Source organism: Dyella silvae, assembly GCF_026421305.1.
Taxonomy (GTDB): domain Bacteria; phylum Pseudomonadota; class Gammaproteobacteria; order Xanthomonadales; family Rhodanobacteraceae; genus Dyella; species Dyella silvae.
Genome location: NZ_JAPJBQ010000002.1, coordinates 795391 through 821457, shown reverse-complemented (window position 1 = coordinate 821457; position 26067 = coordinate 795391). Strand labels below are relative to the sequence as shown.

Genomic DNA, 26067 nt, shown 5'->3' with positions numbered 1-26067 from the left:
ATGGCCACGCAGCCTCTGTTGATCAACGGCGAGTGGCGCGCGGCGCGGCAGCCGGTGGGCGAGTTCCGCGCGGAAGACCCCACCACCGGCGAACCGATCGGCCCCGCGTTTCCCATCTGCGGCGAGGCCGATGTGGAGGCCGCGCTCGCTGCCGCAACAGCGGCTGCCGCTGCCTTGGCGGACACACCTCCCGAACGCATCGCCGCTTTTCTGGAGGCCTATGCCGCCGCCATTGAAGCGGACGCGGAAACGCTGGTAGCGCTGGCCAACGCCGAGACCGCGCTGCCCAAGCAACCGCGTCTTTCGGCGGTGGAATTGCCACGCACCACCAACCAGCTGCGCTTGGCCGCCAAGGCCGTGCGCAGCTACGCGTGGACGCAACCGGTGATCGACACGGCTGCGAATCTGCGCGCGCATCGCGCTCCTTTGTCCAAGCCGGTGCTGGTGTTTGGGCCTAACAACTTCCCCTTCGCCTTCAACGCCATCGCGGGCAGCGACTTCGCGTCGGCGATCGCTGCGCGCAATCCGGTGATTGCGAAAGCTCACCCTTCGCATCCCGCCACCAGCGAGCGGCTGGCTCAACTGGCGCTGACGGCCTTGCAACAAGCCGGGCTTCCACCGGCTTCCGTGCAAATGCTCTATCACTTCGACCATGCCATCGGTGCCCGACTGGCGGGTGACGCACGCCTGGGCGCGATCGGCTTCACCGGCAGCCGCGCTGGCGGCCTCGCCCTGAAGGCCGCCGCCGATGCCGCTGGTATTCCGGCTTATATGGAACTGTCCAGCGTCAATCCGGTGTTTCTGCTGCCAGGCGCGCTGGCGGAGCGTGGCGCGGCGTTGGCACAGGAGTTCTTCGCATCCTGCACGATGGGCAGCGGCCAGTTCTGCACCAACCCCGGCGTGGTGATCGTTCCGCGTGATGCCGCTGGCGATGCGTTCGTTGAAGCGGCAACCGCGCATTTCGCGGGCGCGGCACCCGGCGTACTGTTCTCGCGGGGTGTGCTTGACCATTTGCAGCATGGTGTTGCCACGTTGCGTTCCGCGGGTGCCGCATTGTTGGCGGGTGGCGATGCCGGTGCGCCCGGCTATCGTCATGCGCCGACCTTGCTCAGCGTCGATGCATCGCAGTTCCTGAGTCAGCCGAACGCACTGCAAACCGAAGCGTTTGGTCCGGTCAGCCTGTTGGTGCGAGCGGATGATGTGGCGCAGATGGTTGCCGTAGCCGCAGCGTTCGAAGGCAATCTCACCGGCACGCTCTATACCGCAGCTGATGGCAGCGATGACGATGCGTGGTCAAAGGTCGCCTCCGCCTTGCGCTCACGCGTCGGACGTCTGATCGGCAATCGCATGCCCACTGGCGTGGCGGTGAGTCCGGCCATGAATCACGGCGGTCCCTATCCAAGCACCAGCCATCCGGGCTTTACTGCGGTGGGCATGCCGGCGGCCATGCAACGTTTCACCGCCCTGCACTGCTACGACAACGTACCGGAACATCAGCTGCCGGCGGAATTGCGCGACCGCAACCCCGGCGGCGTGGCACGCTGCATAGATGGTGTCTGGTGTATCGACGATATCGATCTCGGAGCGCAACGCGGATGAGTTTGAACGGACAGATTGGCGGACTGGACCTCGCCCAGGCACGTGCTTCCCTCGCGCCATGGTCGACTCCCGCACGCCCGATCGGTGCAGGCGAGTATCAGCAGCGACTGGAGCGCGCCCGTTCCCTGCTGCGCAACCTCGGTGCCGATGCAGTGCTGATCACGGCGGGCACGTCGCTGCGCTATTTCAGCGGTGTGCCGTGGGGTGCCAGCGAGCGTCTGGTAGCTCTGCTGATCACGCAGCGTGGCGCACCGATCGTCATCTGTCCGGCCTTCGAAGCCGGCTCGCTGGAACGCGTATTGCTGGTTCCCGCGGACGTGCGCCTGTGGGAAGAGCACGAAGATCCGCAGCAGCTGGTCGCCGATGCGCTGCGTGAGCGTGGCGCCGGCAATCTCGCGCTGGATCCTGCGGCACCGTTTGTCGTCGCCGAACGCCTGCGCGCGGTGCTGGGCGGCAAACCCCTGATGGATGCCAGCGCCATCGTCGATGGTTGCCGTATCTGCAAATCACCCGCCGAACTGGCGCTGATGAAGCAGGCCACCGCGATGACGCTGCAGGTGCATCGACTTGCGGCCGGTCTCATGCGCGAGGGCATCAGCCGTAGCGAACTGGTGCGATTTATCGATGAGGCGCATCGCACCATGGGCGCGGACAACGGCTCCACCTTCTGCATCGTGCAGTTCGGCCAGGTCACCGCCTACCCGCACGGCGTACCCGGTGAGCAGTATCTCGCGCAGGACGAGCTGGTGCTGATCGATACCGGCTGCACCGTGCAGGGTTACCACTCCGACATCACCCGCACTTACATCTACGGCAACCCCACCGCCGAGCAGGCGCGAATCTGGGAGCTGGAACAGGCAGCGCAACAAGCCGCCTTCGATGCTGTTCGACCGGGTGTGACCTGTGAGTCGGTGGATAGCGCCGCGCGCGCCGTGGTGGAAAAGGCAGGCCTTGGCCCCGACTATCGCCTGCCCGGCATCCCGCATCGCACGGGTCACGGCTGTGGCATGAGCATCCACGAAACGCCTTATCTCGTGCGCGGCGACCAGACCGCGCTGGCGCCCGGCATGTGCGCCAGCAACGAACCGATGATCGTGGTGCCGGATCGTTTTGGCGTGCGGCTGGAAGACCACTTCTACGTGACCGAAGAAGGCGCCGCGTGGTTCACCCCACCCTCGCCGGCGATCGATCGACCCTTCGCATGACTTTGCTTTCTTTCTGTGAGAGCGCACCCGGGACAACTGCATGAAGCCACTCTTCCTCGCCCTCGCCTGCACGCTCTGCCTCGCGGCTTTGCCGGCACACGCAGAAGACGACGCCACCACCCGCTTCCACGCGATCTACACCAAGGAATGGGCATGGCGGCAAGCGCAGTTCAAGGGCGAGGATGATGAGGACAGCCACGACCAGGCATTAGCCGATCACCTGCCCAAGGTTGATGCGGACACCCAGGCCCTGCGCGAGCGCTACTGGGCTGATGTACTCAAGCAGCTCGACGCGATCTCGCCCCGTCAGTTGCGCGGCGACGATCCGGTGAACTACGCGGTCTATCGCCATCAGATCCAGACGTTGTTGGCCGATCAACAGTTCCACACCTGGGAAATGCCCTTCAACAGCGACACGGCGTTCTGGACCAATCTCGGCTTCACCGCACGCCGGACGCTGCGCACGGCAGAGGATTACCGCCACTACATCCTCCAGCTGCAGGACATGCCACGCTACTTCGACGAACAGACCGCAAACATGCGCGCGGGACTAGCTCGTGGCTTCAGCGTACCGCGCGTGACATTGACCGGGCGCGATCAATCCATCGCCGACGTGGTGAACGCCAAAGGCGACGACAATCTGTTCTACACGCCGTTCCGCAAGATGCCTGCCACCATCCCTGCGAGCGTGCAGGCGCAGTTGCGTGAGCAGGGACGCGACGCCATTCAGCACTCAGTGATGCCTGCCTACGCGAAGCTGCTGGACTTCATGCGCAACACCTATATGCCGCAGGCGCGCAGCACGCTGGCGGCGGAAGCCATGCCCCAAGGCAAGGCGTTCTATCAATCGCAAATTCGCGAATTCACCACGCTGGACATGACGCCAGACGCCATCCACCAGCTGGGTCTCAAGGAAGTGGCACGCATTCGCAAGGAGATGGATGCGGCCATTCACGACAGCGGCTTCAAGGGCAGCTTCCCTGAATTTCTGCACTACTTGCGTACCGATCCGAAGTTCTACCCCAAGACGCCGGATGAACTGTTGAAGGACGCGGCGTGGATCGCCAAGCGCGTCGACGGCAAGATCGGCAACTATATCGGCCGCCTGCCGCGCCAACGCTTTGCCATCGAACCAGTACCGGCGGATCTGGCGCCCTTCTATACCGGTGGCCGCGGCGGCCCTGGCATCTATCTGGTCAATACCTACGACCTACCATCGCGCCCGCTGTATTCGCTGACAGCCTTGACTCTGCATGAGTCCGCACCCGGCCATGCCATGCAGATGCCACTGGCCGCCGAACATGAAGGGCTGCCCGATTTCCGCCGCTACACCTATATCTCGGCCTACGGTGAGGGTTGGGCTTTGTACGCCGAGCGGCTGGGCGTGGACATGGACATGTACGACACGCCGTACGACCGCTTCGGCTACCTCAGCTACCAGATGTGGCGTGCGTGCCGTCTGGTGGTGGATACCGGCCTTCATCACCAGGGTTGGACGCGCGAGCAGGCGCAAGCCTTTATGCGCGACAACACCGCGCTGAGCGAGCACGAAATCGAGACGGAAGTGGATCGCTATATCGCCTGGCCGGGACAGGCGCTGTCCTACTACCTGGGCGAACTGGCCATCGTCGATGCACGCGCGAAAGCCGAGAAAGCGCTGGGCGAACGTTTCGATCTGCGCGCCTTCCACGACACCGTATTGTCGCTTGGCTCCGTGCCGCTACCGGTGCTGCAGCAGCAGGTGGACAAGTTCATTGCGGACGGCGGCAAATCGCCCTACGCCAAGGAGTGATGCACTCATCCGCCGGGACGCGGACAACACCATGAAATGACACGCTGCACGAGGGGGAGAAACCGATGAGTCTGATCAACGACATGCTGCGGCGAAAGCCGGTGGAGGCCTTGCAGAGCGAAGCGGCCAAGGGCGGCAGCGGCCTGCGGCGCGTGCTGGGGCTCTGGCAGCTCACCGCCATCGGCCTTGGCGGCATCATCGGCGTAGGCATCTTCGTGCTCACCGGTACGGTGGCCGCTACTCAGGCCGGCCCCGCCGTGCTGCTGTCCTTCATCATCGCGGGCATCGCCAGCGCCGCCGCCGCGCTGTGCTATGCCGAGTTCGCCGGGCTGATTCCCGTTTCCGGCAGCGCGTACACCTACGGTTATGCGGTGCTGGGCGAGTTTGCGGGCTGGATCATCGGCTGGGATCTGTTGCTGGAATACGCGCTGATCGCCGCCGTGGTCGCGGTGGGCTGGTCGGGCTATATGCAGGCCTTGCTGGACGCCGCGGGGCTGCCGCTGCCCGTGTGGGCGCAAGGTGCATGGGGCAGCGCGCCGGGCTGCGTGGTGAATCTGCCGGCCATCCTTATCTCGCTGGCCATCACCGCCCTGCTCGCCGTCCGGATGGAATGGGGCGCACGGTTCAATACGCTGATCGTCGCGATCAAGATCGCCGGCGCCGCGCTCATCGTGATTGCCGGGGCCGCCTACGTGAAGCCGGAACGCTGGCATCCGTTCATGCCGTTTGGCATGCATGGCGTGGTCACTGGCGCCGCCGTCGTGTTCTTCGCCGTGTTTGGCTACGACATGCTGACTACCGCGGCGGAGGAATCCCGCAACCCGCAGCGCGACCTCCCCCGCGCGGTGCTGCTGTCACTGGGCATCGCGATGCTGCTCTATATCGCCATCTGCCTGGTGCTGACCGGTATCGTGCCCTATACCACGCTGGATAACGCCGCACCGGTGGCTGGCGCGTTCATACGCATCGGCCTGCCGTGGGCCATGGTGGTGATTTCGCTGGCCTCGGTGTGCGGCATCACCAGCGTGATCTTCGCCAACCTGATGGCCGGGGCCCGCATCGGCTTCAGCCTGGGCCGCGACGGCCTGCTGCCCGGGTGGTTCGCCGGTATCCACCCCCGCTGGCGTACGCCACACCGCTCCACCCTGCTGCTGGGTACCGTCACCACGGTGGCGGCCGGCCTGTTTCCGCTGGATGAGTTGGCCAAGCTGGTGAACATTGGTGTGCTGGGCGCCTTCATCGTGATCTGCAGCGCGGTGACGGTGCTGCGCTGGCGCCAGCCGGAGCTGCATCGCCCGTTCCGCACCCCGCTGGTGCCGCTGGTTCCGCTGATCGGGGTGGGCTTTTCCTGCTGGCTGATCTGGGGCCTGCCCACCATTACCTACCTGCGTTTCACCATCTGGCTGCTGCTGGGCTGCGCCCTCTACCTGACCTACGGGCGGCGCAACAGCCGGCTCGCCGCCCCGGCGTGACCGGCAAATCCTCCATACGTCAACGACTTGCGGCGACGCAGCAAGCGCCATTCCGGGGACGTACTAAACTATCCAACTAAATTCACCGCCCCGACCACTCGTCGGGGCTTTGACTTTAAGGCTTTAGTTAGTACGCCCTGGCGGGGCCGCACTGGATCGAACCCCGCCTCCATCCTGCGGATGCCCGTCCCCAACGGCACCGCCAAACGTGGAGTCTCCGTTCCAATGATTTTCGAAACCATCGCCAAAACGGGTCACGAAGAAGTCGTCTTCTGCCACAACAAGGACGCTGGCCTCAAGGCCATCATCGCGATCCACAACACGGTGCTGGGCCCTGCGCTCGGCGGCCTGCGCATGTGGCCGTACAAGAGCGAGCAGGACGCGGTGAACGACGTGCTGCGTCTGTCCCGCGGCATGACCTACAAGAACGCCGTGGCCGGCCTGAACCTGGGCGGCGGCAAGGCGGTGATCATCGGCGATCCGAGCAAGGACAAGTCCGAGGCGCTGTTCCGCGCGTTCGGCCGCTTCGTCAACTCGCTCAACGGTCGCTACATCACGGCTGAAGACGTCGGCATCGACGTCAACGACATGGAATACGTGTTCCGTGAAACCGAATACGTGACCGGCGTGCACCAGGTGCACGGTGGCTCGGGCGACCCGTCGCCGTTCACCGCATTCGGCACCCTGCAGGGCCTGATGGCCGCGCTGCAGGTCAAGCACGGCAACGAAGACGTGGGCAAGTACAGCTACGCCGTGCAGGGCTGCGGCCACGTGGGCAGCGAGTTCATCAAGCTGCTGCGTGAGCAGGGCGCCAAGGTGTTCGTCACCGACATCAACAAGGATGCCGTGCAGCGCTGCGTGGACGAGCTGGGCTGCGAAGCCGTGGGCCTGGACGAGATCTACGACGTCGACGCCGACGTGTACTCGCCGTGCGCGCTGGGTGGCACGCTCAACGAGCAGACCATCGACCGCATCAAGGCGAAGATCATCTGCGGCGCCGCCAACAACCAGCTGGCCACCGACGCCATCGGCGACGAGCTGCAGCGCCGCGGCGTGCTGTACGCGCCGGACTACGCGGTGAACGCAGGCGGCGTGATGAACGTGTCGCTGGAAATCGACGGCTACAACCGCGAGCGCGCCATGCGCATGATGCGCACGATCTACTACAACCTGGGCCGCATCTTCGAAATCTCCAAGAACGATGGCGTGCCGACCTACAAGGCGGCCGATCGTCTGGCCGAAGAGCGCATCGAGGCCATCGGCAAGATCAAGCTGCCGACCATGGGTGACCACGGTCCGCGCTTTGCTGGCCGCATGCGCGGTCAGTAAGCCTTGCGACCGGTTGCTTACCGGTTGCGGTGAAAACGAGGCCGCCAGCTTTGCTGGCGGCCTCGTTTTTTTATGGAGTCTCGCTGTGGGCGGTCGGCTTACGATCGAAAGAACAGCTCACTGACACCTTCTTCTGCTACACTCCCTCAGCCTCAATGCTCTTGTGTAAGGCATTGCCTACAAACGCAATTGAGGCATATCAAGGGGGCCGGTATCGCCGGCGCATCACAATATATGGAACGCTCCAGCCACGGTGACGTGGCTCGCTGTCGTCGTCGTTTGTTGCGCGGTGTCGCGTCAACAGCGGCGACAGTAGGTTGCCGAGTTCTTGTATCGCAAAAACATGCGATACACAACGACTCGCCAGGGCGCAGGAATTAAGGATTTCAGGATTTATGAGCACCATCTTGGCCAATGGCATCAGTGACGAGGACATCCTGTCCCGCCTGAGAGGCGTGCTGCACGACACCTTCGAGATCGAGCCGGCACGTGTGAATCCGGACGCGCATCTGTTCACCGACCTTGAGCTGGACAGCATCGATGCCGTTGATCTGGCCATCCAGGTGCAGGAAATGACCGGGATGCGCATCAAGCCCGAGGACTTCAAGAGCGTGCGTACGGTGGGCGATGTGGTAGCCACCGTGCAGGCTCTGCTCCACCGCTGACACGGCGGCCACTGACATGATGGCCAGCGCCACGGCAGGCGGGGTCGCATTTGCGCCTTGCGCACTGATCCCGATTTACAACCACAAGGACACCATCGTCCGTACCGTGGCAGACCTGCGCGCCCATGGCCTGCCGGTGTTGATCGTGGACGATGGCAGCGATGCCGCCACCCGCGAGGTGCTCGACACGCTCGTACAGGCGCAGCCAGACGTGCGCCTGCTGCGCCTGCCCTGCAACCAGGGCAAGGGGCGCGCGCTTAGCGCCGGACTTGTAGCCGCACATCAGGCGGGTTTCAGCCATGCGCTGCAAATCGACGCCGATGGGCAGCATGACGTCAACGATGTACCGCGCTTCCTCGCTGAGAGCGCTGCGGACCCGAAAGCGATGGTCTGCGGCCGGCCCATCTATGACGACAGCGTGCCGCGCGGACGTCTATACGGCCGCTACATCACCCATTTCTTTGTGTGGCTGGAAACGCTGTCCATGGAGATTCACGATTCCATGTGCGGCTTCCGCCTGTACCCGCTGGCTGCCACCTGCGCCGAGCTGGCACGCAAACCCTTCCCTGCACGCATGGATTTCGACACCGAAGTGGCCGTTCGCCTGGTGTGGCGCGGCGTCCCCGTGCGCAATCTGCCCACCCGCGTGATCTACCCGGAAAACGGGCTTTCCCATTTCCGCATGTGGCACGACAACGTGCGCATTTCGGCGATGCATACACGCCTGCTGATCGGCATGCTGCCGCGCGCGCCGCGCCTGCTGTGGCGCCGTCTGCGTGGTGCGGAGGTTGTATGCGCGCACTGATAGCCGCCCTGCTCTGCCTGCTGGCAGGCAGCCTGCATGCGCAGGACGCCGACCTGCTCAAGCACGTGCTGGACGAGCTCGCCACCCATGCCCGCGTACGCGCGGACTTCGTCCAGAGCCGCGAGAATCCCGCGCTGGTGCAACCCCAGGTGAGCAAGGGGCAACTGGTGTTCGTCACCGGGCACGGCATGCTTTGGCAGGTCACCCAGCCCTACCGCGAAACGCTGGCACTCACCGGCGCACGCACGGCACGCATCGACGAACAAGGCCAGCTGCAGGTGTTGCGCAACGGTGACCGTGGCGTGGCCCAGGTCACCCAGATGCTGCAGTCGATGCTGTCTGGCCAGCCCGATGAGGCATTGCGCCAGTTTGACGTGCAGACCCGAGGCAATGCCGCGCACTGGACTTTGCGCTTCACCCCGCGGCAGGAACGCATGTCCCGCGTTCTGCGCGCCATCGAGCTGAGTGGCGACACCTTCCTGCAATCGATCCAGGTCGAAATGCAGAGCGGCGAAATCACGGATATCGCATTCAGCGGTACGCGCGATGCCGGCGCGCTGAGTCCGATCGAATCGCGAGCGCTGGGCATGCCATGAACACTCGCGGCCTGACCCTGCGTGCACTGCTGTTTGCTGGCTTCGCGCTGGGCATGGTGCTGCTGGGTGCCTGGCAACTGTTCGGGCGCGGTCCGCTGCCGATCCAGACGGACCTGCTGGCAATGTTGCCCGTCACCGAACGCCATCCACTGGCCGAAGCCGCAGTAGAACGCCTGGCACACGCCAACGGCGACCGCATGGTGCTGGTGGTCGTCGATGCGGACGATGCCAAGGCGAAGGACGCTGCCCGCGCACTCGGCAAGGCGCTGACTGCCACCAACGCGTTTTCATCGGTTATCGCCGAGCTGCCGGATTTCGATCTCAACCAGTTTATTGCCCCTTACCTGCCCTATCGTTTCAGCCTGCTCAGCGATGCGGACCGGGCGAACCTCGCACACCCCCAGTACAACGCAAGCCAGACACTGGCGCGCCGATTGAATGAACCATTTCTCGCCGGCGTTGGCACTCGTGTGCAGGACGATCCGTTCGGCTGGCTCCAGCGCTGGATGGATCAGCAGCCGTGGAGCCGCTCGCCGCTGGTCCCCGAAGACGACCTGCTCACTGCCCATCGCGACGATCTCACCTATGTGATGGTGATCGCCAACCTGCGCGGCTCGTCCTATGACGATGGTGTGCAACGCGTCGCGCTCGAAGCGCTAGACCGTGCGTGGCATGGCGTTGAGCGCGACTATCAAGGCGTGCAGTTGCTGCGTACCGGCGCCGTGTTTTATGCGGCAGCAGCGCGTGCCGGCGCCGAGCGCGACGTGCATGTCGTTGGACTGGCCTCGACCCTCGGCATTGCACTGCTGCTGTTGTGGACCTTCCGCTCGCCACGGCCGCTGCTGGTGGCCTTTCTCTCCACTGCCATCGGCGTGGTGAGTGCGCTCGCGGTGACGTTGCTGGTGTTCGGCCAGATCCATCTGCTTACGCTGGTGTTCGGTGCCGCCTTGCTCGGCGAAGCGGTGGATTATTCCATTCAGTACCTCTGCGCACGCGCCTATGCGGGTACCGGCTGGCAACCACAACGTGGCGCCCGGCAGGTACGTCCGGCGCTGCTGCTGGCGTTGGGTACCTCACTGCTGGGCTACGCCCTGCTGGGATTGGTGCCGTTCCCGGCGCTACGCCAGATGGCCTGTTTCGCCATGGTGGGCATGACCGTGGCCTGCCTTAGCGTGTTCTGGCTGCTGCCCGCCCTCGCCGCCAGCCCATCCACCCGAGCGCTCACCCCGGCCCTGATAACCATCTCGTGGGCGTGGCAACGGCGTGTGGCACGCCTCGCACAAGGACGCACCGGCGCCGCGCTGTTTGTGCTGGTTATCGCCCTGGCCATCCCCGGCTGGTTGCGCCTTGGCCACGATGACGACATCCGCCTGCTGGTCACGCCACCGGCCGCACTGACTCAGCAAGAAGCGCGCATCCGGGACATCACCGGTATCGGCAACGTCAGCCAGTTCTACCTGGTGACGGGCGACACCCCTGAGCAGACCCTGCAACGCGAAGAAGCACTGGAACAACGCCTGCAGGCACTCGTCGCGCAACAGCAGCTCGATGGCTGGACCGGCGTGGCCAGCATGGTGCCGTCCGCAGAACGCCAGCACGACAACCAGTCGGCGCTGGCGCCGCTGTTCGCACCGGGTGCCGCGCTGGATGCCACCCTCCAGCAGGCCGGTATCAAGGCATCCATCGCCGAAGCCTATCTGGCGGGCTGGCCCGGTCGCGTGCTCAAGATTGACGACTGGCTGTCGATGCCCTTGTCCTTACCCTTCCGTTATCTGTGGATGAGCCAGAGCGAACACGGCTACGCATCGATCGTGCTGCCGCAAGGCCAGAACGATGCCGACATTCTGCGCAGCGCGACAAACGGCCTGCAGGACACGCATCTGGTCGACAAGCCGGCAAGCGTGTCGGCGCTGTTCGGACGCTATCGCGAGTACGCCAGCCTGTGGCTGTTGGCGGCACTCTTGCTGGTCGGCGCCGTGTTCGCGTGGCGCTACGGCCGCAGCGCCGTGCGCGTCATGGTGCCGCCGCTGCTTGGCATCGGCCTGACCATGGCCACGTTCGGCTACCTCGGTGAGCCGCTGACCTTGTTCCACTGGATGGCGCTGATGCTGGTGCTTGGTGTTGGCGCCAACTACGCGGTGTTCCTGCGCGAGGGTGAGCCTCACACGGCACATCTGCCGGGCGCCAGCTACGCCAGCGTGCTGCTTTCCGCCGTGACGGCACTGCTTTCGTTTGGACTGCTGGGCCTGAGCACCATGCCGGCGCTGCAGCATGTCGGCATCACCTTGTTGCTGGGCATTGGCATCACGGCGCTGTTTGCGCCGGCGAGCCTGTCCGCCTCCGAGACGTATTCATGAACCGAATTTCCCATCTGCAGGACGCGTACTGATGAAGCGCGTCGTCATCACCGGCATCGGCGGCATCACCCCGCTCGGCCATGACTGGGCCACCATTTCCGCGCGCTTGCGCCAGTATCGCAATGCGGTACGCCGCATGCCCGAATGGGACTACTTCGACGCGCTCAACGGGCGGCTCGGCTGCCCGGTCGACGATTTCACCTTGCCGCCCTGGCCACGCCGTCACCTTCGCTCGATGGGGCGCGTGTCGCAGCTGGCCGTGGCTGCCAGTGAGCGAGCGCTGGCCGATGCCGGCCTGCTCGGCAACGACGCGGTGAGCGACGGCCGCATGGGTGTCGCTTACGGATCATCCGGCGGCAGCGTGGAGCCGATCCGCGTGATGGGTCACATGCTCGACACCGGCTCCATGCACGGCGTTACGGCGACCAGCTATATCCAGATGATGGCGCACACCACGGCGGTGAACGTCGGTGTGTTCTTCGGCCTGAAGGGGCGCATCATCCCGACTTCCAGCGCCTGCACGTCGGGTAGCCAGGCGATCGGCTTCGGCTATGAGGCGATCCAGCAAGGCAAGCAGACACTGATGCTCTGTGGCGGCGCCGAAGAACTCTCCGGCCCCGGCGCGGCCGTGTTCGATACGCTGTTCGCCACCAGCACGCGCAATGACGAACCGGCACTGACGCCGCGTCCATTCGACCGCGCCCGCGATGGACTGGTGGTCGGCGAAGGTGCGACGACGCTGGTACTGGAAGAGTACGAACATGCGCGCGCACGCGGTGCCCGCATCTATGCCGAGGTGGTTGGATTCGGCTGCAACTCCGACGGCAGTCACATCACCCAGCCGACTCGCGAAACCATGGCCGTCGCGATGCGCATGGCACTGGACGATGCCGGCCTGGCACCCGAAGCCATCGGCTACATCAGTGCCCATGGCACGGCGACCGATCGCGGCGACGTGGCCGAAAGCCACGCAACGGCCTCGGTGCTGGGCACCGCAACGCCGATCAGCTCCATGAAGGGCTACGTGGGCCACACCCTCGGCGCCTGTGGCGCGCTGGAATCCTGGTGGGCCATCGAGATGATGCGCGAGGGTTGGTTTGCTCCCACGCTCAATCTGCAGCAGGCAGACCCGGAGTGCGCGCCGCTGGATTACATCGTCGGCGAGGGGCGCACGCTCCATACGCGTTATGTGATGAACAATAACTTTGCCTTCGGCGGCATCAACACGTCGCTGATCTTCAAGGCAGCCGACGCATGAACGCTGCCGCCGCGCCTCGCCGGACAATGCCCCGGGTCGTTGTGACCGGCATGGGCTCGGTGTCGTGCGTGGGTGTTGGCAATGATCAGCTGCTGGATGCATTGCGCCACGGGCGCAGCGGCTTGCGCCATATGCACCAGCTCGAGGCGTTGGGCATGCGCTGCCAGGTTGGCGGCCCGGTCGACGAGAGCCTGCTGGAAGAGCCGCCACGCAAACTGCGTCGTTTCCTGCCGCCTACGGCCTGGTACGCCTGGCACGCCGCGAAGGAGGCGATTGCGCAAGCGGGACTCACCTCTGCGCAGCTCTCCTCGCCTTCGTGCGGACTGGTCATCGGCGGCGGTGCCGCCTTGAGCGAGCACCAGACGGCGCTGGAAAGCTTTGCCACGCGCGGCATCGCGCGACTGTCGCCGTACATCGTTACGCGGGGGATGAGCAGTTCGGTGGCCGCCAATCTCGCCCACGCCTTCGGCATCGGTGGGCGTAGCATGGTGATTACATCGGCCTGTACCAGCGGCGCGCATGCCATCGGCCAGGCCATGGAGTTGATCCAGCTGGGCAAACTGCAGCAAGTAATCTGCGGCGGCAGTGAAGAATTGCACGACACCACCGCGCTTTGGTTCGATGCGATGGGTGCCCTGTCGACCAACAGCAATGCACAACCGGACCGCGCATCACGTCCCTATGACGCCGAACGCGATGGCATCGTGCTTGCCGCTGGCGCAGGCGTGCTGGTACTGGAATCGCTCGAGCACGCACAGGCGCGCGGCGCCTGCATTCTCGCCGAAGTGTGCGGTTACGGCGCCAGCACCGATGCGGCCAGCATGGTCGGTCCCGGTCCGGCCGGCATCGCCGATGCGATGCGGCAGGCCCTCTCGCAAACCGATGCCCTGCCCGACTACATCAACACCCATGCCTGCTCCACGCCGCTGGGCGATCTGGCGGAGTGGGAGGCGATTGCCACCGTGTTTGTCGAGCTCGAGTCCAGCGTGCCTGCGCTGTCATCCATCAAGGGGTTGATCGGTCATGCGCCAGCCGCGGCCGGCGCACTGGACGCCATCGCCTGCCTGCTGATGATGCAGCACGGCTTTACCACCGGCACCGCCATCGGCAACCGCGATACCGCGTTCAGTCAGGCACCGCTGCTCGATGTCACAACGCCCCATCGCATCGACGGTGCGCTGTCCAACAGCTTCGGCTTCGGTGGCAGCTGCGCGTCGCTGATGTTCCGCCGCTACACCGGAGGCGATGCATGATCGACCTGCGCATCGCCGACTGGCGCGCCTGGGCACCAGGATTGGATAGCAGTGAAGCCTGGCAGTCCTGGGCCAACGCGCCGTGGACGCCCGACGAACACGATGAGCAGCCGGACTGCGGCTTCCTGCCAGCGATGCAACGCCGCCGCCTCAGCCGTATGGCGCGCATCGCGCTGCACGTGGCGTGGCCGCTGTGTGGCGACGAGGAGCAGTTGCCGTTCGTATTTGCCTCGCGTCATGGCGAAACCACGCGTACCTACGCCATGCTTGGCGACGTTGCCGATCAACAGCCGCTTTCACCCACCCAGTTCGGATTGTCGGTACACAACGCCATCGCCGGACAGTGGTCCATCCTGCGCGGCCAACGCGGCGAAGCGGTGGCAATCGCTGGCGAGGGCGATACGTTCGAGCACGCCATGCTCGAGGCGGCCACGCTACTGGACCAGGGTGCGCCCGCCGTCATCGTGGTGATCGCCGAAGAGCGCCCGCCCGCGCCCTATGCGGGCTGGATCGACGATATCCCCTTTTCCTATGCGGTCGCGCTGCGCGTGGGTGCCTCACGCACCGGGACTGCTCCTGCTTCACGCTGGCAGCTGCAGCTCATCAGCAGCACCAACGAAGTTAAAACCGACTGGCCGTTTGCACTCGACTTTGTTCGACGGGCGTTGCACGGACCAACCACCTCTCTCGTGCATACATGGAAGACACGTCAATGGATCTGGCAGCCGATCCCGTAGGCCTGCGCCGCGGCGATTTCTATCTCTGGCGGCTTATCGCCACCGGCTTGAGCTTCGCGTTCTTTGGTGTCGGCGGCGTGCTGCTTTATGCACTGGTGTTCCCGCTGCTGTGGCTGTTGCCAGGATGCCGCCTGACGCGCCGCCGCCGCATGCGGGCGGCGATCAGCTACGCGTTCCATCTGCACGTGCAGTTTATGTACCGCACGGGCGTGCTCACGTTCGAGGTGATCGGCGCCGAGCGCCTCGGCCGGCCCGGCCAGATGATCATCGCCAACCATCCGTCGCTGATCGATGTGGTGTTTCTGGTATCCCAGATTCGCGACGCCAATTGCATCGTCAAGCAGAGTCTGTGGCGCAATCCGTGCATGCGCGGACCGATCAGCCGTGCCGAGTACATCGCCAACAATGGCGACCCCGACATGTTGGATCACGCGGCCGGCGTGTTGCGCGACGGTCAGACCTTGATCGTTTTTCCCGAAGGTACGCGTACCACGCCCGGCGAGGCGCCGGCGTTTCATCGTGGCGCAGCGGCGATTGCCCTGCGCGGCGCGCAAGTCATCACGCCGGTATTCATTTCGGTGGCCCCCACCACGCTGACCAAGGCCGAGCCCTGGTACAGCATTCCGCATAAGCGCATGCACGTGCGATTGCGCGTGGGCGCCGATATCGATCCGGCGGCATTCAACGCTGAGGCGCCGCTGCCCATCGCCTCGCGCCGGCTCAACCAACATCTGCACACCCTCTATCTCAAAGAGCTCTTGCTGCCATGAACGATCTTGAACGTGATATTGCCCAACTGATCATCGACACGCTGAGCCTGGAAGACATCGAGGTCAGCGACATCACGCCTTCCATGCCGCTGTTTGGCGAGGGCCTGGGTCTGGATTCCATCGATGCGCTGGAATTGGCGCTGGCGCTACAGAAGCGCTACAGCATCCAGATCGCCTCCGATTCGCGCGACGCGCGCCAGCATTTCACCAACGTGGCGAGCCTGGCGGCGTTCGTCGAAGCGCAGCAGACTGCATGCGCAAGCTGAGCTCCATCCTGCTGCCCGTGATCGGGCTGCTGTACCCCTTCCTGGTGTATTTCGGCATGGAGCATGTCGATACGCCGATGTTCGCGCTCATCCTTGGCGCTGTCTGGCTGATTCGCGCTCCGGGCTTGCTGAAGCAGCCGGGTGGACGCTGGATGGTGGGGGCGGCGCTGGCCTATTGCGTGATCCTGGCCTTCAGCGGCGAGGCGACGCTGTTGCGTTGGTACCCGACGCTGATCAGCGTGCTGCTGCTGTCAGTGTTTGCATTCAGCCTGCGCTTTGGCCCTCCTATCGTGGAACGCATCGCGCGCCTGCGGGAGCCGGACCTGCCTGACGCCGCCATTCCCTACACCCGCAAGGTGACCTGGGTGTGGGTCGGCTTTTTTGTGTTCAATGCCCTCACCGCCAGCGTGCTTACGCTATGGGCGCCGCTTAGCTGGTGGACGCTTTACAACGGCCTGATCGTGTACTTGATCATGGGCGTGCTGTTTGCCGGCGAGTGGTTGCTGCGGCAGCGCCTGCGGGCAACGGCATGATCGATCCCGGCGCCGCCATGAACGAAGCCTTGTGCAGCCACTCCTGGGTGGCGCAAGCACAATGGTCTGCGGCAGGCGTCGTGCTGCAGCCAACTGGCGAAGGTGTGTCCGCGCTCTGCCAACGAGGACGCCGCGCCTTTGTTCAGGCGCTGACCGATTCATTGGCAAGCCAAGGCCTGAGCACACCGGCGTCCTGGTGCTTGATTGATGCATGGCCTGTCGATGCCGGGAAGGACTGGGCAGACGCTCTGCTCGCGCAGCCGCGGCCAACCGAGGCCGAGCTGCTCGGCGAACAGGCGGATGGCGACACCACCCTGCTTACCCTGCGCATTCCCCTCGATCTTCAGCACTTCGATGTGCACTTTCCCGCTCTGCCGATCTTGCCAGGCGTGGTGCAGGTGGCCTGGGCGCTCGCGTATGGCGCTGCGCGGTTCGGCACGCCAGGCAGCTGCCGTCGCGTGGAGATGCTGAAGTTCCAGCGACCGTTGCGACCCGGCGAGGTAGTGCAACTCCGCTTGCGGCACGACGCAACGCTGCGGCGCCTGCAGTTCGGCTACGCGAACGATGACGTGCAGTTCTCCTCGGGCCGGCTGCAGTGGGAGCACACCGATGGCTGAGCCGCACACCCCCAAACACCACTGGGCGCGCAAGAAGGAGCGCGGCAGCTTCATCCTGATGCGGTTCACCGCACTGATTGCCCGCCACCTGGGCCGCAGGATTCTCGCGCCGCTGCTGTACATGATTGTGTTTTATTTCTACGCCTCGGATCGGCGCGGGCGCGCCAGCATCCGCCAATATCAACGCTCTCTCGCCACGTGGAGCGGACGCGCCGAGCTGCAGCCCAACCACCGCAGCGTGTTTCGCCAATTCATGGCGTTTGCCGATTGCTTGCTTGACCGTCTGGACGTCTGGAGCGGCAAGCTCCGGCTTGATCAGGTCAGCCTCGATGACCCGCACGACATTCGCACACGCCTGTTGCAGAGCCGCGGCAACGGTCGCGGCCAGATCCTGGTATGCACTCATATGGGCAACCTCGATGTGAGTCGGGCCATGGCCGAGCTTGGCGACCAGGTGCCGCTCAACGTTCTGGTGCACACGCATCACGTGGGCCATTTCAATCGCCTGCTGGACGAGGCTGGCGAGCGCCGCATGCGCCTGATTCAGGTGAGCGAACTGGACACGGCGCAGATGATGGACCTGTCTCAGCGCATCGAGCGCGGTGAATGGCTGGCGATCGCCGGCGACCGTGTGCCCTTGCATGGCGACCGTTGCGTGGAGGTGGATTTTCTGGGCCACACCGCACCGCTGCCCCAGGGGCCGTGGTTGATGGCCGGCCTGCTGCGTTGCCCGGTGAACCTGATGTTCTGCCTGAAAGTGGACGGCCGCTACACCATCCATCTTGAGCCCTACATTGAGGGCGAGAGCTGGGCGCGTGGCCAGCGCGACGCCACCATCCAGCGCTGGGCCCAGGGCTATGCCGATCGCCTGGCGCAGCGATGCCTGGAAGCGCCCGCGCAATGGTTCAATTTTTACCCCTATTGGAAGACACCTGCGACGGAGACCGAGCATGCGCGCTAAGGGTGTATTGCGCACCGACACGGAAATCACGGTGCCCTTCTTCGACGTCGACTCGATGGACGTGGTCTGGCACGGTCACTACGTGAAGTATCTCGAGGTAGCGCGGTGCGCGCTGCTCGACGCTATCGGGCACAACTACCAACACATGAAAGCCGCCGGCTGGATCTGGCCCGTGATCGACGTGCAGCTGCGTTACGTCGGGCCTGCACGTTTCGGCCAGCGTCTGGTGGTCAGCGCCGAACTGGTCGAGTGGCGCAACCGGCTCAAAGTGAATTACGTGATTCGCGACGCGGCCACGGGCCAGCGCCTCACCCGCGCCAGCACCATTCAGATCGCCGTCAATCTGCAGGGCGAAATGCAGTTGGTATCGCCGCAAGTATTCGTCGACGCAGTCGAGCAACACCTGCAGAAGCGGGACACCTCGACTCCTTATCTCCTCACGGCCAATCCCGCATGACCTACGCCAGCAGCACCTATGTTCCGGAAACCCGCATTGGCTTCCGTTTCCTGCGCACGCACACGTGGCAGCACCACGTGCTGCGCGTAGCGATCAAAGATCTCAAGCGCATGATCGGCGAGCCGCTTCCGCCCGTCGCCACGCTGCTCGACGTGGGTTGCGGCCAGGGCCGGTCGTTCCGCCTGCTGCGCGACGCTTTTCAGCCGGCGCGCCTGATTGGCCTCGACGCTGACCCGCACAGCATCGAGCTCTCTCGCGAAGAAGCTGCGCGCGAGAATATCCCCGTCGAACTGATCACCGGCGACTGCGCCAAGATCGCCTTGCCGGATGCCAGTGTCGATGTGATTTTTTGTCATCAGACTTTCCATCACCTGGTCGAACAGGAGCGTGCATTGGATGAGTTCTGGCGCGTACTGAAGCCCGGCGGGATGTTGCTGTTCGCCGAATCCACCAAGGCCTATATCGATACCTGGGTGATTCGCTGGTTCTTCCGTCACCCAATGGATGTGCAAAAGAGCGCCGACGAATATCTCGCCATGTTGCAGCAACGAGGCTTCCGCTTCGGCACAGAGCGCGTCTCGCTGCCCTACCTCTGGTGGAGCCGTTCGAAGGATTTCGGCCTGCTCGAACGCTGGGGTCTCCGCGCGCCGCCGCCACCGGGCGTTCGCGAAGAAACCCTGGTGAACGTCGTTGCGCAGAAGCCTTTCGCTACCGCATGAACACGTACCTCAACGCGCTTGGCGTGGTATGCGCGCTCGGTGCCGGCAAGGCGGCCGTAGCCGAGGCCTTGTTTGCGGGCATGGATGAGGGCATTCGCCACGAGTCCGGCTGGGTACCGAACCGGGACGTACCGCTGGGTGCTGCTCGCAGCGAGCTGCCACCCATGCCATTCGCGCAAGCGGCGACCCGCGACAACCGCAACAATCGCCTGTTGCTGCTGGCCGCGTTGGAAATCGAAACCGATATCCGCGCCGCCATCGCGCGTTACGGCAACGCACGTGTGGGCGTCATCATCGGCACCAGCACCACCGGCATCGACGAGGCGACGCAGGGCATCGGCGGCTACCGGCGCGACGGCGTCTGGCCGGCCGATTACCGCTATGCCCACCAGGAACTCGGCGCACCGGCGGCTTTCCTTGCCGAATGGCTGGACCTGGCCGGTCCGTGCTACGGCATTTCCACCGCATGCACGTCGAGCGCGCGCGCTTTGCTCAGCGCGCGGCGGCTGTTACGGGTGGGCATCTGCGACGCCGTGTTGTGCGGTGGCGCCGATACCTTGTGCGGACTACCCATCAACGGCTTCCACGCACTGGAGGCGGTCGATTCGGCGCGCTGCAATCCGTTCTCGCAGCATCGTGGCGGCATCAATGTCGGCGAGGCAGCCGCGCTGTTCCTCATGACGCGCGAGCATGGTGCTGTGCAGCTGTTCGGCGGTGGTGCCAGCTCGGATGCCCATCACATGTCATCGCCCGACCCGCAAGGGCTGGGAGCGCAGGCAGCCATGGTCGCCGCGCTTGCCGATGCGCGCATGGACGCCTCGCAGATCGATTACCTCAATCTGCACGGCACGGCCACCGCGCACAACGACGTCATGGAAAGCCTGGCCGTTTCCACCCTGTTCCCCAACGGCGTTCCCTGCTCCTCCACCAAGTCGCTTACTGGCCATACACTCGGTGCTGCGGGGGCGCTTGAGGCGGCCTTCTGCTGGCTCAGCCTCGCCGATACGCATGGCCACCGACGCTTACCTCCTCATGTATGGGACGGTCACCCCGACCCCGCCCTGCCCGCGCTCGATCTGGTGGCGCCCGGGCGCCAACTGGCCGGAGGAAAGGGACGCCATCTGATGAGCAACTCCTTCGCGTTCGGCGGCAACAACGCCACCCTTATTCTGGGAGACGCGGCATGACGTTGCGGCCCATCGCCGAGGTATTGCCGCACGACGGCAGCATGATCCTGCTCGACCGCATCGAGCGCTACGACGCGGAAAGCATTGTGTGCCTGCGGCGGGTTGCGCCCGATGCTCCGTTTACCGATGCCGACGGCCATCTCCCGGCCTGGGTGGGCATTGAACTGATGGCGCAGACCATTGCGGCCTGGTCCGGCAGCCATGCACTCGACGCCAACCAGGGTATACGACTAGGTTTCTTGCTCGGTTCGCGTGTGTATCGAAGCAGCGCTGATGTGTTCCCCGCCGGCAGCGAACTGATGGTCGAGGCGGTGCGCACGTTTCACGACGAGAGTGGCATGGGGGCCTTCGCCTGCCGCATAGACGCTGACGGGGTACATGCCGAGGCCCAGCTCACTGTCTTCAGCCCCCTCGATCCGACTACCTTTCTTGCTTCCATCGCTTAGGAAAACCGTCCCATGTCCGAGACCATCCTGGTTACTGGCTCCAGTCGCGGTATCGGCCGCGCCATCGCCATGCGCTTGGCCACGGTCGGCCATGACATCGTTCTGCACTGCCGCTCACGTCGCGACGAGGCGCTCGCCGTGCAGGAGGCCATCCATGCGCTGGGCCGGCAGGCGCGCATCCTGCAATTCGACATCGCGGACCGGGCCGCTTGCGCTGCGGCACTGGAAGCCGATGTCGCCGCACACGGCGCCTACTACGGCGTGGTGTGCAACGCCGGCCTGACCCGGGACGGTGCGTTTCCCGCACTGACCGAAGACGACTGGGACCAGGTACTGCGCACCAACCTCGATGGGTTTTACAACGTGCTGCATCCGCTGGTCATGCCGATGATTCGGCGCCGCGCGCCGGGTCGCATCGTGTGCATCACCTCGGTCTCTGGCCTGATCGGCAACCGCGGGCAAGTCAATTACAGCGCATCGAAGGCTGGCGTCATCGGCGCCGCCAAGGCGCTGGCCGTTGAACTGGCCAAGCGGCGCATCACCGTCAACTGCGTGGCACCCGGCCTGATCGATACCGACATGCTCGATGCCGAACTGCCGCTGGATGAGATTCTCGCCATGATCCCCATGCAACGCATGGGCACGCCTGACGAAGTCGCAGGCGCCGTTCAATACCTGATGAGTCCCGAAGCGGGCTATGTCACCCGCCAGGTGCTGGCGGTGAACGGCGGGCTGTGCTGAGTGGCTTCGGTACGGGCCACTTGTGCCGATAACCCTCTCTCGACACTCACCATCGCAAGGAGAATCAACGCATGAAAGCAACGTCACTCGGCCTCGCCGCCCTGGTTCTGTTCGCCGCCCCCGCCCTCAGCATGGCGGCCGACAAAGTCGTGCACCTGCCCTTTGCGCAGGTCGTGGCCCAGGCCCAGAAGGACGGCCGCCTCGATCCGAACATCAAGTTCTACCTGGCTGGCAATGCGCCGTCGGGCACGGTGAACGTGGTCAACGACAACGTCACCACCAACCGTAAGACCAATGCCTTCGGCAAGAAGGATCAGGTCACCTGCGACTGGGTGCTCGAGTCCGCGCTGATCGCGCTGCAGGACGACGCCAAGGCGGCCGGCGCCAACGCCGTGATCGACATCGTCAGCAATTACAACGATGTCGTGTACAGCGACGCCAGCAACTATGAATGCCACGTCGGCTTCCTGATGTCGGGTGTGCAGCTGAAGGCGAAACTGGCCAAGGTGCAGTAAGCCCACCGACTCCACTCCGAACGCCGGCCGCAAGGCCGGCGTTTTCTCTTGGATGCCCCGCCTGGACCATGTCGCGCACAAGTGCGCTCCTACAAAAGGTGCGGCGGCATCGTATGCTGATGGCATGTTCGATTCTCTCAGCTACCGCTGGCGCCGCCTCCGCGGCTCCGACCGTTACGCCGAATGTCTGCGCGTGCTGCTTGCGCTGGGGGGCGCTGTGGCATGGTGTTTCGGCACGGGACGCAGCGGCGATCTGGTTTCCATCCTGCTCGGCGTGATTGCTTGTGCCCTGGCGGAAACCGAGGACCACTGGCGCAATCGCCTCACCACCTTGTTGATGACGTTGGTGTGCTTCGCCGTGTCGTCTTTCGCGGTGCAGTGGCTGTTTCCGTACCCACTGCTGTTCGCCATCGGCCTGCCGCTGTCCACTTTCGTACTGGTCATGCTCGGCGCGGCCAGCGAACGCTATGCCACCGTCGCAGGGGCGGCCTTGCTGTTGGCGGTCTACACGATGATCGGCGCCGATCAGGCCGGCGCCTCCGCCGAACCATGGCGCCAGCCTTTGCTGTTGCTGGCAGGTGCTGCGTGGTACGGCGCGCTGTCCCTGCTCTGGAGCGTACTGGCGCCACAACAGGCGCTGCGACTGTCGCTGGCTCGACTGTTCGATGCGCTTGCCGATGTCCTCGACGGCAAAGCCGCGCTGTTCACCCCGGTACATGGCGTGGATCGCGAGGCGCTGCAACTGTCGCTGGCCATGCAGAACGAACGCGTGGTGGAAGCGCTCAACGATACGCGCCTGGTGCTACTTGATCGCATCGGATCGCGGCGGCCGCGTGGCACCACGGCGATACGGCTGCAGCAGTACTTCATGGCGCAGGATATCCACGAGCGGATCAGTTCCTCGCACTATCCGTACGATGCGCTTGCCGAGGCGCTGTTCCACAGCGACATGCTGTTCCGCTGTGAGCATCTGCTGCGCCTCGAAGCTCGCACCTGCCGCCAGCGCGCCGACGCTTTGCGTTTTCGCACACGCGCGCCTGTCAACGACAACAGCGCATCCGTGGAGGATCTGCACGGTGCGCTTGATGCGCTCCGCGAGCAAACGCATCCGCCGGCGGCTCACCTGCTGCGCTCGCTCGAAGCGCTGGTGCGCAATCTTTCCGACATTCATCGACAACTCGCCGGAGAGTCGCCGGTTGCTCTCCCGCTTACGGGCGATGAAAGTGCATTGCAGAACCCAGCACCTCAATCGCTGACGGAGGCCTGGGAGCGCATTCGCATGCAGCTCACCCCACGCTCTTTTCGCTTTCGTCACGCGCTGCGTCTGGCCATCGCGCTTTTGGTGGGCTACGGCGTACTGCATCTGGTGCATCCACGTAATGGTTACTGGATTCTTTTAACCACACTGCTGGTCTGTCAGCCAAGCTACGGCGCGACTCGCCTGCGGCTGGTGCAGCGCGTTGCCGGCACGGTCATCGGCCTGCTGCTCGGCTGGGTGACGCTGCGGCTGGTGCCTTTCGGCCCCTGGCAGGTACCGCTGATCGTCGCCTCCGGTGTTGCGTTTTTCGCTACGCGCCTGCGGCGTTACCCCACGGCCACGGCGTCGATCACGCTGTTCGTCGTGCTGTGTTTCAATCAGGTCGGCAGCGGTTACGACGTCATGTGGCCGCGTCTGCTCGATACGCTGATAGGCGCGGTGATCGCCGCGCTGGCGATGCGTCTGATCCTGCCCGACTGGCAAGGCCGGCGTTTCGACGATGTGCTGGCCGACATGGTACGCAGCGACGCGCGCTATCTCGCACATATCGTGGCGCAGTACGCCAGCGGCCGCCGCGATGATCTTGGCTATCGCATCGCACGGCGCGACGCCCACAACGCCAACGCCACGCTGAGTACCGTCCTGACTAACATGTTGCGCGAGCCCGGTGGGCACCGGCGCGGCACCGAGATGCTGTTGCGCTTTCTCGCAGCAGCGCACACCTTGCTGGGGCAACTCTCCACACTCGGCGTGCACCGGCAGACCATCGTATCGGCGCCTGCGCGCGACGTTGTCACGCAAGCCGGTGCGCTGACGGTTCACGCGCTCGAACAATTGGCCGATGCTCTGGCAGGCGGACTCAACGCCATTCCCGCGGCCGATGACGAAGCGCTTCATGCGGCGCTTGTCGTGCAGGAACGCGATGACACCGCACGCCTGGTGCTGGGTCAGCTAGCGCAGGTGCTTGCCCAGCGGGATCGTCTGGCAACGCTCGCCAATGCGCTGCACGAACGCTGAGAGGCGCTGACAATACGACTGCGCGACCGTCTGGCGGGCGCGTTCGGTGCCCGGAATCCTCATGGCCGACCAGTCCACTCCGGTTCCTGCGCGCCGCCCACGCCCGCCAGCCGGCCGCTCGCTACGTTTTTTTAGCGGCGCTGAATGCAGGCTTGCGTTGTGCGTCGCGCAACGGGTTGTCATGGGCAGCGCGGTAACATAGCGATCTCACGTTTCTCCGGAGTTTTAAGGCATGCGTCCGTTTCCGCTGGGTGAAGACATCGATCTGCTGCGCGAAAGCGTGCATGCGTTTGCCGAGAAGGAGATCGCCCCGCGTGCCGATCACATCGACCGTGAAAATCAGTTTCCGGCCGATCTGTGGCGCAAGTTCGGCGACATGGGACTGCTCGGCATCACCATCCCCGAGGAGTACGGCGGCAGCGGTATGGGTTTCCTGGCCCACCTGGTGGCCATGGAGGAGATTTCCCGCGCTTCCGGCTCGGTAGGCCTTTCCTATGGCGCGCATTCCAACCTGTGCGTGCAGAACATCTTCCATAACGGCAACGAAGCGCAGCGCCGCAAGTACATTCCCAAGCTGTGCTCGGGTGAGTACGTCGGCGCACTGGCGATGAGCGAGCCCGGTGCAGGCTCCGACGTGGTCGGCTCGATGAGCTGCAAGGCGGAGAAGAAGGGCGACGTATGGGTCGCCAACGGCTCCAAGATGTGGATCACCAACGGTCCCGATGCCAACGTTTTGCTGGTGTATATGCGCACCGCGCCGCGCGCGGCCGGCAGCCGCTGCATGACCGCCTTCATCGTCGAAAAGGGCATGAAGGGTTTCAGCACCGCGCAGAAGCTCGACAAGCTGGGCATGCGCGGCTCCAACACCTGCGAATTGGTGTTCGAAGATTGCGAGATTCCCGCCGAGAACATTGTCGGCGAGGTGAATGAAGGCGTGCGCGTGCTGATGAGCGGCCTGGACACCGAACGTCTGGTGCTGTCGGGCGGCCCGATCGGCCTGATGCAGGCTGCCGTGGACATCACCCTGCCCTACGTGCGCGAGCGTAAGCAGTTCAACGCGCCGATCGGCACGTTCGGCCTGATGCAGGGCAAGGTAGCCGACATGTACACCGCGCTGCAGTCATCGCGCGGCTACGCTTATATGGTCGCGCAGCAGTTCGACAACAACGTGAAGTCGCGCATCGATCCTGCCGCGTGCTTGCTCAATGCATCGCAGAATGCCGTGAAGGTAACGCTGGAAGCGATCCAGGCGCTGGGCGGCAACGGCTACATCAACGAATTCCCTGCGGGCCGCCTGTTGCGCGATGCCAAGCTCTACGAGATTGGCGCCGGTACGAATGAAATTCGCCGCATGCTGATCGGTCGCGAGCTGTTTCACGGGAAGGCGTGAGGTTGAGGGCGTCATCTTCTTGCTTGGATGACGCCCGGCCTTGAAAGTGCGCACGCGTCGCACGAAGAAAGTATCCGGCAAGATTGGCCCCTCACCCCGGCCCTCTCCCCGGAGGGGAGAGG

General features: G+C 64.4%; 25 protein-coding genes and 1 other RNA gene. All 26 read left to right on the top strand.

What is annotated here, in order from left to right:
• Nucleotides 1-1599, top strand: a complete 1599-nt coding sequence (locus tag OQE56_RS07970) for an aldehyde dehydrogenase family protein (protein ID WP_267223203.1) — start codon at nucleotides 1-3, stop codon at nucleotides 1597-1599.
• Nucleotides 1600-1601: 2 nt separating this feature from the next.
• A complete protein-coding gene (locus OQE56_RS07965; RefSeq protein WP_267223418.1) occupies nucleotides 1602-2804 on the top strand; it encodes a M24 family metallopeptidase in 1203 nt (400 codons plus the stop codon).
• Nucleotides 2805-2844: 40 nt separating this feature from the next.
• Nucleotides 2845-4596 carry a DUF885 domain-containing protein gene (locus OQE56_RS07960; RefSeq protein ID WP_267223201.1) on the top strand — a complete coding sequence of 584 codons (1752 nt, stop codon included), beginning with the start codon at nucleotides 2845-2847 and terminating at the stop codon, nucleotides 4594-4596.
• A gap of 65 nt (nucleotides 4597-4661) precedes the next feature.
• Complete coding sequence (locus OQE56_RS07955; RefSeq protein WP_267223198.1) at nucleotides 4662-6068, top strand: amino acid permease; 1407 nt, start codon at nucleotides 4662-4664, stop codon at nucleotides 6066-6068.
• Between the two features lie 225 nt (nucleotides 6069-6293).
• Entirely contained in the window at nucleotides 6294-7397 is a 1104-nt protein-coding gene (locus tag OQE56_RS07950) for a Glu/Leu/Phe/Val dehydrogenase dimerization domain-containing protein (RefSeq protein ID WP_267223196.1), read from the top strand.
• A 395-nt stretch (nucleotides 7398-7792) separates the two neighbouring features.
• Complete coding sequence (locus OQE56_RS07945) at nucleotides 7793-8062, top strand: acyl carrier protein (protein ID WP_267223194.1); 270 nt, start codon at nucleotides 7793-7795, stop codon at nucleotides 8060-8062.
• A 16-nt stretch (nucleotides 8063-8078) separates the two neighbouring features.
• Nucleotides 8079-8867, top strand: coding sequence for a glycosyltransferase family 2 protein (locus tag OQE56_RS07940; RefSeq protein WP_267223192.1), 789 nt, complete (start codon nucleotides 8079-8081; stop codon nucleotides 8865-8867).
• Nucleotides 8855-9463: an outer membrane lipoprotein carrier protein LolA gene (locus OQE56_RS07935; RefSeq protein WP_267223191.1), complete on the top strand. Its 609-nt coding sequence runs from the start codon at nucleotides 8855-8857 to the stop codon at nucleotides 9461-9463. The genes OQE56_RS07940 and OQE56_RS07935 overlap by 13 nt, the downstream gene beginning before the upstream one ends.
• Entirely contained in the window at nucleotides 9460-11820 is a 2361-nt protein-coding gene (locus OQE56_RS07930; protein WP_267223189.1) for an MMPL family transporter, read from the top strand. The genes OQE56_RS07935 and OQE56_RS07930 overlap by 4 nt, the downstream gene beginning before the upstream one ends.
• Nucleotides 11821-11851: 31 nt before the next feature.
• Nucleotides 11852-13078: a beta-ketoacyl-ACP synthase gene (locus OQE56_RS07925; RefSeq protein WP_323748568.1), complete on the top strand. Its 1227-nt coding sequence runs from the start codon at nucleotides 11852-11854 to the stop codon at nucleotides 13076-13078.
• Nucleotides 13075-14331 (top strand): beta-ketoacyl-[acyl-carrier-protein] synthase family protein, encoded by a 1257-nt coding sequence (locus OQE56_RS07920; protein ID WP_267223187.1) that lies wholly within the window; start codon nucleotides 13075-13077, stop codon nucleotides 14329-14331. The genes OQE56_RS07925 and OQE56_RS07920 overlap by 4 nt, the downstream gene beginning before the upstream one ends.
• A complete protein-coding gene (locus tag OQE56_RS07915) occupies nucleotides 14328-15068 on the top strand; it encodes a beta-ketoacyl synthase chain length factor (protein WP_267223185.1) in 741 nt (246 codons plus the stop codon). The genes OQE56_RS07920 and OQE56_RS07915 overlap by 4 nt, the downstream gene beginning before the upstream one ends.
• Nucleotides 15029-15838: a lysophospholipid acyltransferase family protein gene (locus tag OQE56_RS07910; RefSeq protein WP_267223183.1), complete on the top strand. Its 810-nt coding sequence runs from the start codon at nucleotides 15029-15031 to the stop codon at nucleotides 15836-15838. The genes OQE56_RS07915 and OQE56_RS07910 overlap by 40 nt, the downstream gene beginning before the upstream one ends.
• Nucleotides 15835-16104, top strand: a complete 270-nt coding sequence (locus tag OQE56_RS07905; protein WP_267223181.1) for a phosphopantetheine-binding protein — start codon at nucleotides 15835-15837, stop codon at nucleotides 16102-16104. The genes OQE56_RS07910 and OQE56_RS07905 overlap by 4 nt, the downstream gene beginning before the upstream one ends.
• A complete protein-coding gene (locus tag OQE56_RS07900; protein WP_267223179.1) occupies nucleotides 16092-16637 on the top strand; it encodes a COG4648 family protein in 546 nt (181 codons plus the stop codon). The genes OQE56_RS07905 and OQE56_RS07900 overlap by 13 nt, the downstream gene beginning before the upstream one ends.
• Nucleotides 16634-17254 carry an ApeI family dehydratase gene (locus tag OQE56_RS07895; protein ID WP_267223177.1) on the top strand — a complete coding sequence of 207 codons (621 nt, stop codon included), beginning with the start codon at nucleotides 16634-16636 and terminating at the stop codon, nucleotides 17252-17254. Before OQE56_RS07900 ends, OQE56_RS07895 begins: the two co-directional genes overlap by 4 nt.
• A complete protein-coding gene (locus OQE56_RS07890) occupies nucleotides 17247-18215 on the top strand; it encodes a lysophospholipid acyltransferase family protein (RefSeq protein WP_267223174.1) in 969 nt (322 codons plus the stop codon). Before OQE56_RS07895 ends, OQE56_RS07890 begins: the two co-directional genes overlap by 8 nt.
• Complete coding sequence (locus OQE56_RS07885; RefSeq protein WP_267223172.1) at nucleotides 18205-18672, top strand: acyl-CoA thioesterase; 468 nt, start codon at nucleotides 18205-18207, stop codon at nucleotides 18670-18672. The genes OQE56_RS07890 and OQE56_RS07885 overlap by 11 nt, the downstream gene beginning before the upstream one ends.
• The gene (locus OQE56_RS07880) at nucleotides 18669-19391 is read left to right on the top strand and encodes a class I SAM-dependent methyltransferase (RefSeq protein WP_267223169.1); all 723 of its coding nucleotides are present in this window, start codon (nucleotides 18669-18671) and stop codon (nucleotides 19389-19391) included. Before OQE56_RS07885 ends, OQE56_RS07880 begins: the two co-directional genes overlap by 4 nt.
• Nucleotides 19388-20578 (top strand): beta-ketoacyl-ACP synthase, encoded by a 1191-nt coding sequence (locus tag OQE56_RS07875; RefSeq protein ID WP_267223168.1) that lies wholly within the window; start codon nucleotides 19388-19390, stop codon nucleotides 20576-20578. Before OQE56_RS07880 ends, OQE56_RS07875 begins: the two co-directional genes overlap by 4 nt.
• Nucleotides 20575-21024, top strand: a complete 450-nt coding sequence (locus OQE56_RS07870) for a hotdog family protein (RefSeq protein WP_267223167.1) — start codon at nucleotides 20575-20577, stop codon at nucleotides 21022-21024. Before OQE56_RS07875 ends, OQE56_RS07870 begins: the two co-directional genes overlap by 4 nt.
• 12 nt (nucleotides 21025-21036) lie before the next feature.
• Nucleotides 21037-21765: a 3-oxoacyl-ACP reductase FabG gene (gene fabG, locus OQE56_RS07865; protein WP_267223166.1), complete on the top strand. Its 729-nt coding sequence runs from the start codon at nucleotides 21037-21039 to the stop codon at nucleotides 21763-21765.
• A gap of 71 nt (nucleotides 21766-21836) precedes the next feature.
• Nucleotides 21837-22280 carry an excinuclease gene (locus tag OQE56_RS07860; protein ID WP_267223165.1) on the top strand — a complete coding sequence of 148 codons (444 nt, stop codon included), beginning with the start codon at nucleotides 21837-21839 and terminating at the stop codon, nucleotides 22278-22280.
• Nucleotides 22281-22404: 124 nt separating this feature from the next.
• A complete protein-coding gene (yccS, locus tag OQE56_RS07855; protein WP_267223164.1) occupies nucleotides 22405-24555 on the top strand; it encodes a YccS family putative transporter in 2151 nt (716 codons plus the stop codon).
• A gap of 61 nt (nucleotides 24556-24616) precedes the next feature.
• Nucleotides 24617-24692: non-coding RNA, sX9 sRNA (locus tag OQE56_RS07850), on the top strand.
• Between the two features lie 95 nt (nucleotides 24693-24787).
• The gene (locus OQE56_RS07845) at nucleotides 24788-25945 is read left to right on the top strand and encodes an isovaleryl-CoA dehydrogenase (RefSeq protein ID WP_267223163.1); all 1158 of its coding nucleotides are present in this window, start codon (nucleotides 24788-24790) and stop codon (nucleotides 25943-25945) included.
• Nucleotides 25946-26067 lie beyond the last annotated feature (122 nt).

What these genes read in the sequence shown, in the direction of transcription:
- OQE56_RS07970 (WP_267223203.1), top strand. Translation starts at nt 1, where the DNA reads ATGGCCACGCAGCCTCTGTTGATCAACGGCGAGTGGCGCGCGGCGCGG.
- OQE56_RS07960 (WP_267223201.1), top strand. Translation starts at nt 2,845, where the DNA reads ATGAAGCCACTCTTCCTCGCCCTCGCCTGCACGCTCTGCCTCGCGGCT.
- OQE56_RS07955 (WP_267223198.1), top strand. Translation starts at nt 4,662, where the DNA reads ATGAGTCTGATCAACGACATGCTGCGGCGAAAGCCGGTGGAGGCCTTG.
- OQE56_RS07950 (WP_267223196.1), top strand. Translation starts at nt 6,294, where the DNA reads ATGATTTTCGAAACCATCGCCAAAACGGGTCACGAAGAAGTCGTCTTC.
- OQE56_RS07945 (WP_267223194.1), top strand. Translation starts at nt 7,793, where the DNA reads ATGAGCACCATCTTGGCCAATGGCATCAGTGACGAGGACATCCTGTCC.
- OQE56_RS07940 (WP_267223192.1), top strand. Translation starts at nt 8,079, where the DNA reads ATGATGGCCAGCGCCACGGCAGGCGGGGTCGCATTTGCGCCTTGCGCA.
- OQE56_RS07935 (WP_267223191.1), top strand. Translation starts at nt 8,855, where the DNA reads ATGCGCGCACTGATAGCCGCCCTGCTCTGCCTGCTGGCAGGCAGCCTG.
- OQE56_RS07930 (WP_267223189.1), top strand. Translation starts at nt 9,460, where the DNA reads ATGAACACTCGCGGCCTGACCCTGCGTGCACTGCTGTTTGCTGGCTTC.
- OQE56_RS07925 (WP_323748568.1), top strand. Translation starts at nt 11,852, where the DNA reads ATGAAGCGCGTCGTCATCACCGGCATCGGCGGCATCACCCCGCTCGGC.
- OQE56_RS07920 (WP_267223187.1), top strand. Translation starts at nt 13,075, where the DNA reads ATGAACGCTGCCGCCGCGCCTCGCCGGACAATGCCCCGGGTCGTTGTG.
- OQE56_RS07915 (WP_267223185.1), top strand. Translation starts at nt 14,328, where the DNA reads ATGATCGACCTGCGCATCGCCGACTGGCGCGCCTGGGCACCAGGATTG.
- OQE56_RS07910 (WP_267223183.1), top strand. Translation starts at nt 15,029, where the DNA reads ATGGAAGACACGTCAATGGATCTGGCAGCCGATCCCGTAGGCCTGCGC.
- OQE56_RS07905 (WP_267223181.1), top strand. Translation starts at nt 15,835, where the DNA reads ATGAACGATCTTGAACGTGATATTGCCCAACTGATCATCGACACGCTG.
- OQE56_RS07900 (WP_267223179.1), top strand. Translation starts at nt 16,092, where the DNA reads ATGCGCAAGCTGAGCTCCATCCTGCTGCCCGTGATCGGGCTGCTGTAC.
- OQE56_RS07895 (WP_267223177.1), top strand. Translation starts at nt 16,634, where the DNA reads ATGATCGATCCCGGCGCCGCCATGAACGAAGCCTTGTGCAGCCACTCC.
- OQE56_RS07890 (WP_267223174.1), top strand. Translation starts at nt 17,247, where the DNA reads ATGGCTGAGCCGCACACCCCCAAACACCACTGGGCGCGCAAGAAGGAG.
- OQE56_RS07885 (WP_267223172.1), top strand. Translation starts at nt 18,205, where the DNA reads ATGCGCGCTAAGGGTGTATTGCGCACCGACACGGAAATCACGGTGCCC.
- OQE56_RS07880 (WP_267223169.1), top strand. Translation starts at nt 18,669, where the DNA reads ATGACCTACGCCAGCAGCACCTATGTTCCGGAAACCCGCATTGGCTTC.
- OQE56_RS07875 (WP_267223168.1), top strand. Translation starts at nt 19,388, where the DNA reads ATGAACACGTACCTCAACGCGCTTGGCGTGGTATGCGCGCTCGGTGCC.
- OQE56_RS07870 (WP_267223167.1), top strand. Translation starts at nt 20,575, where the DNA reads ATGACGTTGCGGCCCATCGCCGAGGTATTGCCGCACGACGGCAGCATG.
- fabG (WP_267223166.1), top strand. Translation starts at nt 21,037, where the DNA reads ATGTCCGAGACCATCCTGGTTACTGGCTCCAGTCGCGGTATCGGCCGC.
- OQE56_RS07860 (WP_267223165.1), top strand. Translation starts at nt 21,837, where the DNA reads ATGAAAGCAACGTCACTCGGCCTCGCCGCCCTGGTTCTGTTCGCCGCC.
- yccS (WP_267223164.1), top strand. Translation starts at nt 22,405, where the DNA reads ATGTTCGATTCTCTCAGCTACCGCTGGCGCCGCCTCCGCGGCTCCGAC.
- OQE56_RS07845 (WP_267223163.1), top strand. Translation starts at nt 24,788, where the DNA reads ATGCGTCCGTTTCCGCTGGGTGAAGACATCGATCTGCTGCGCGAAAGC.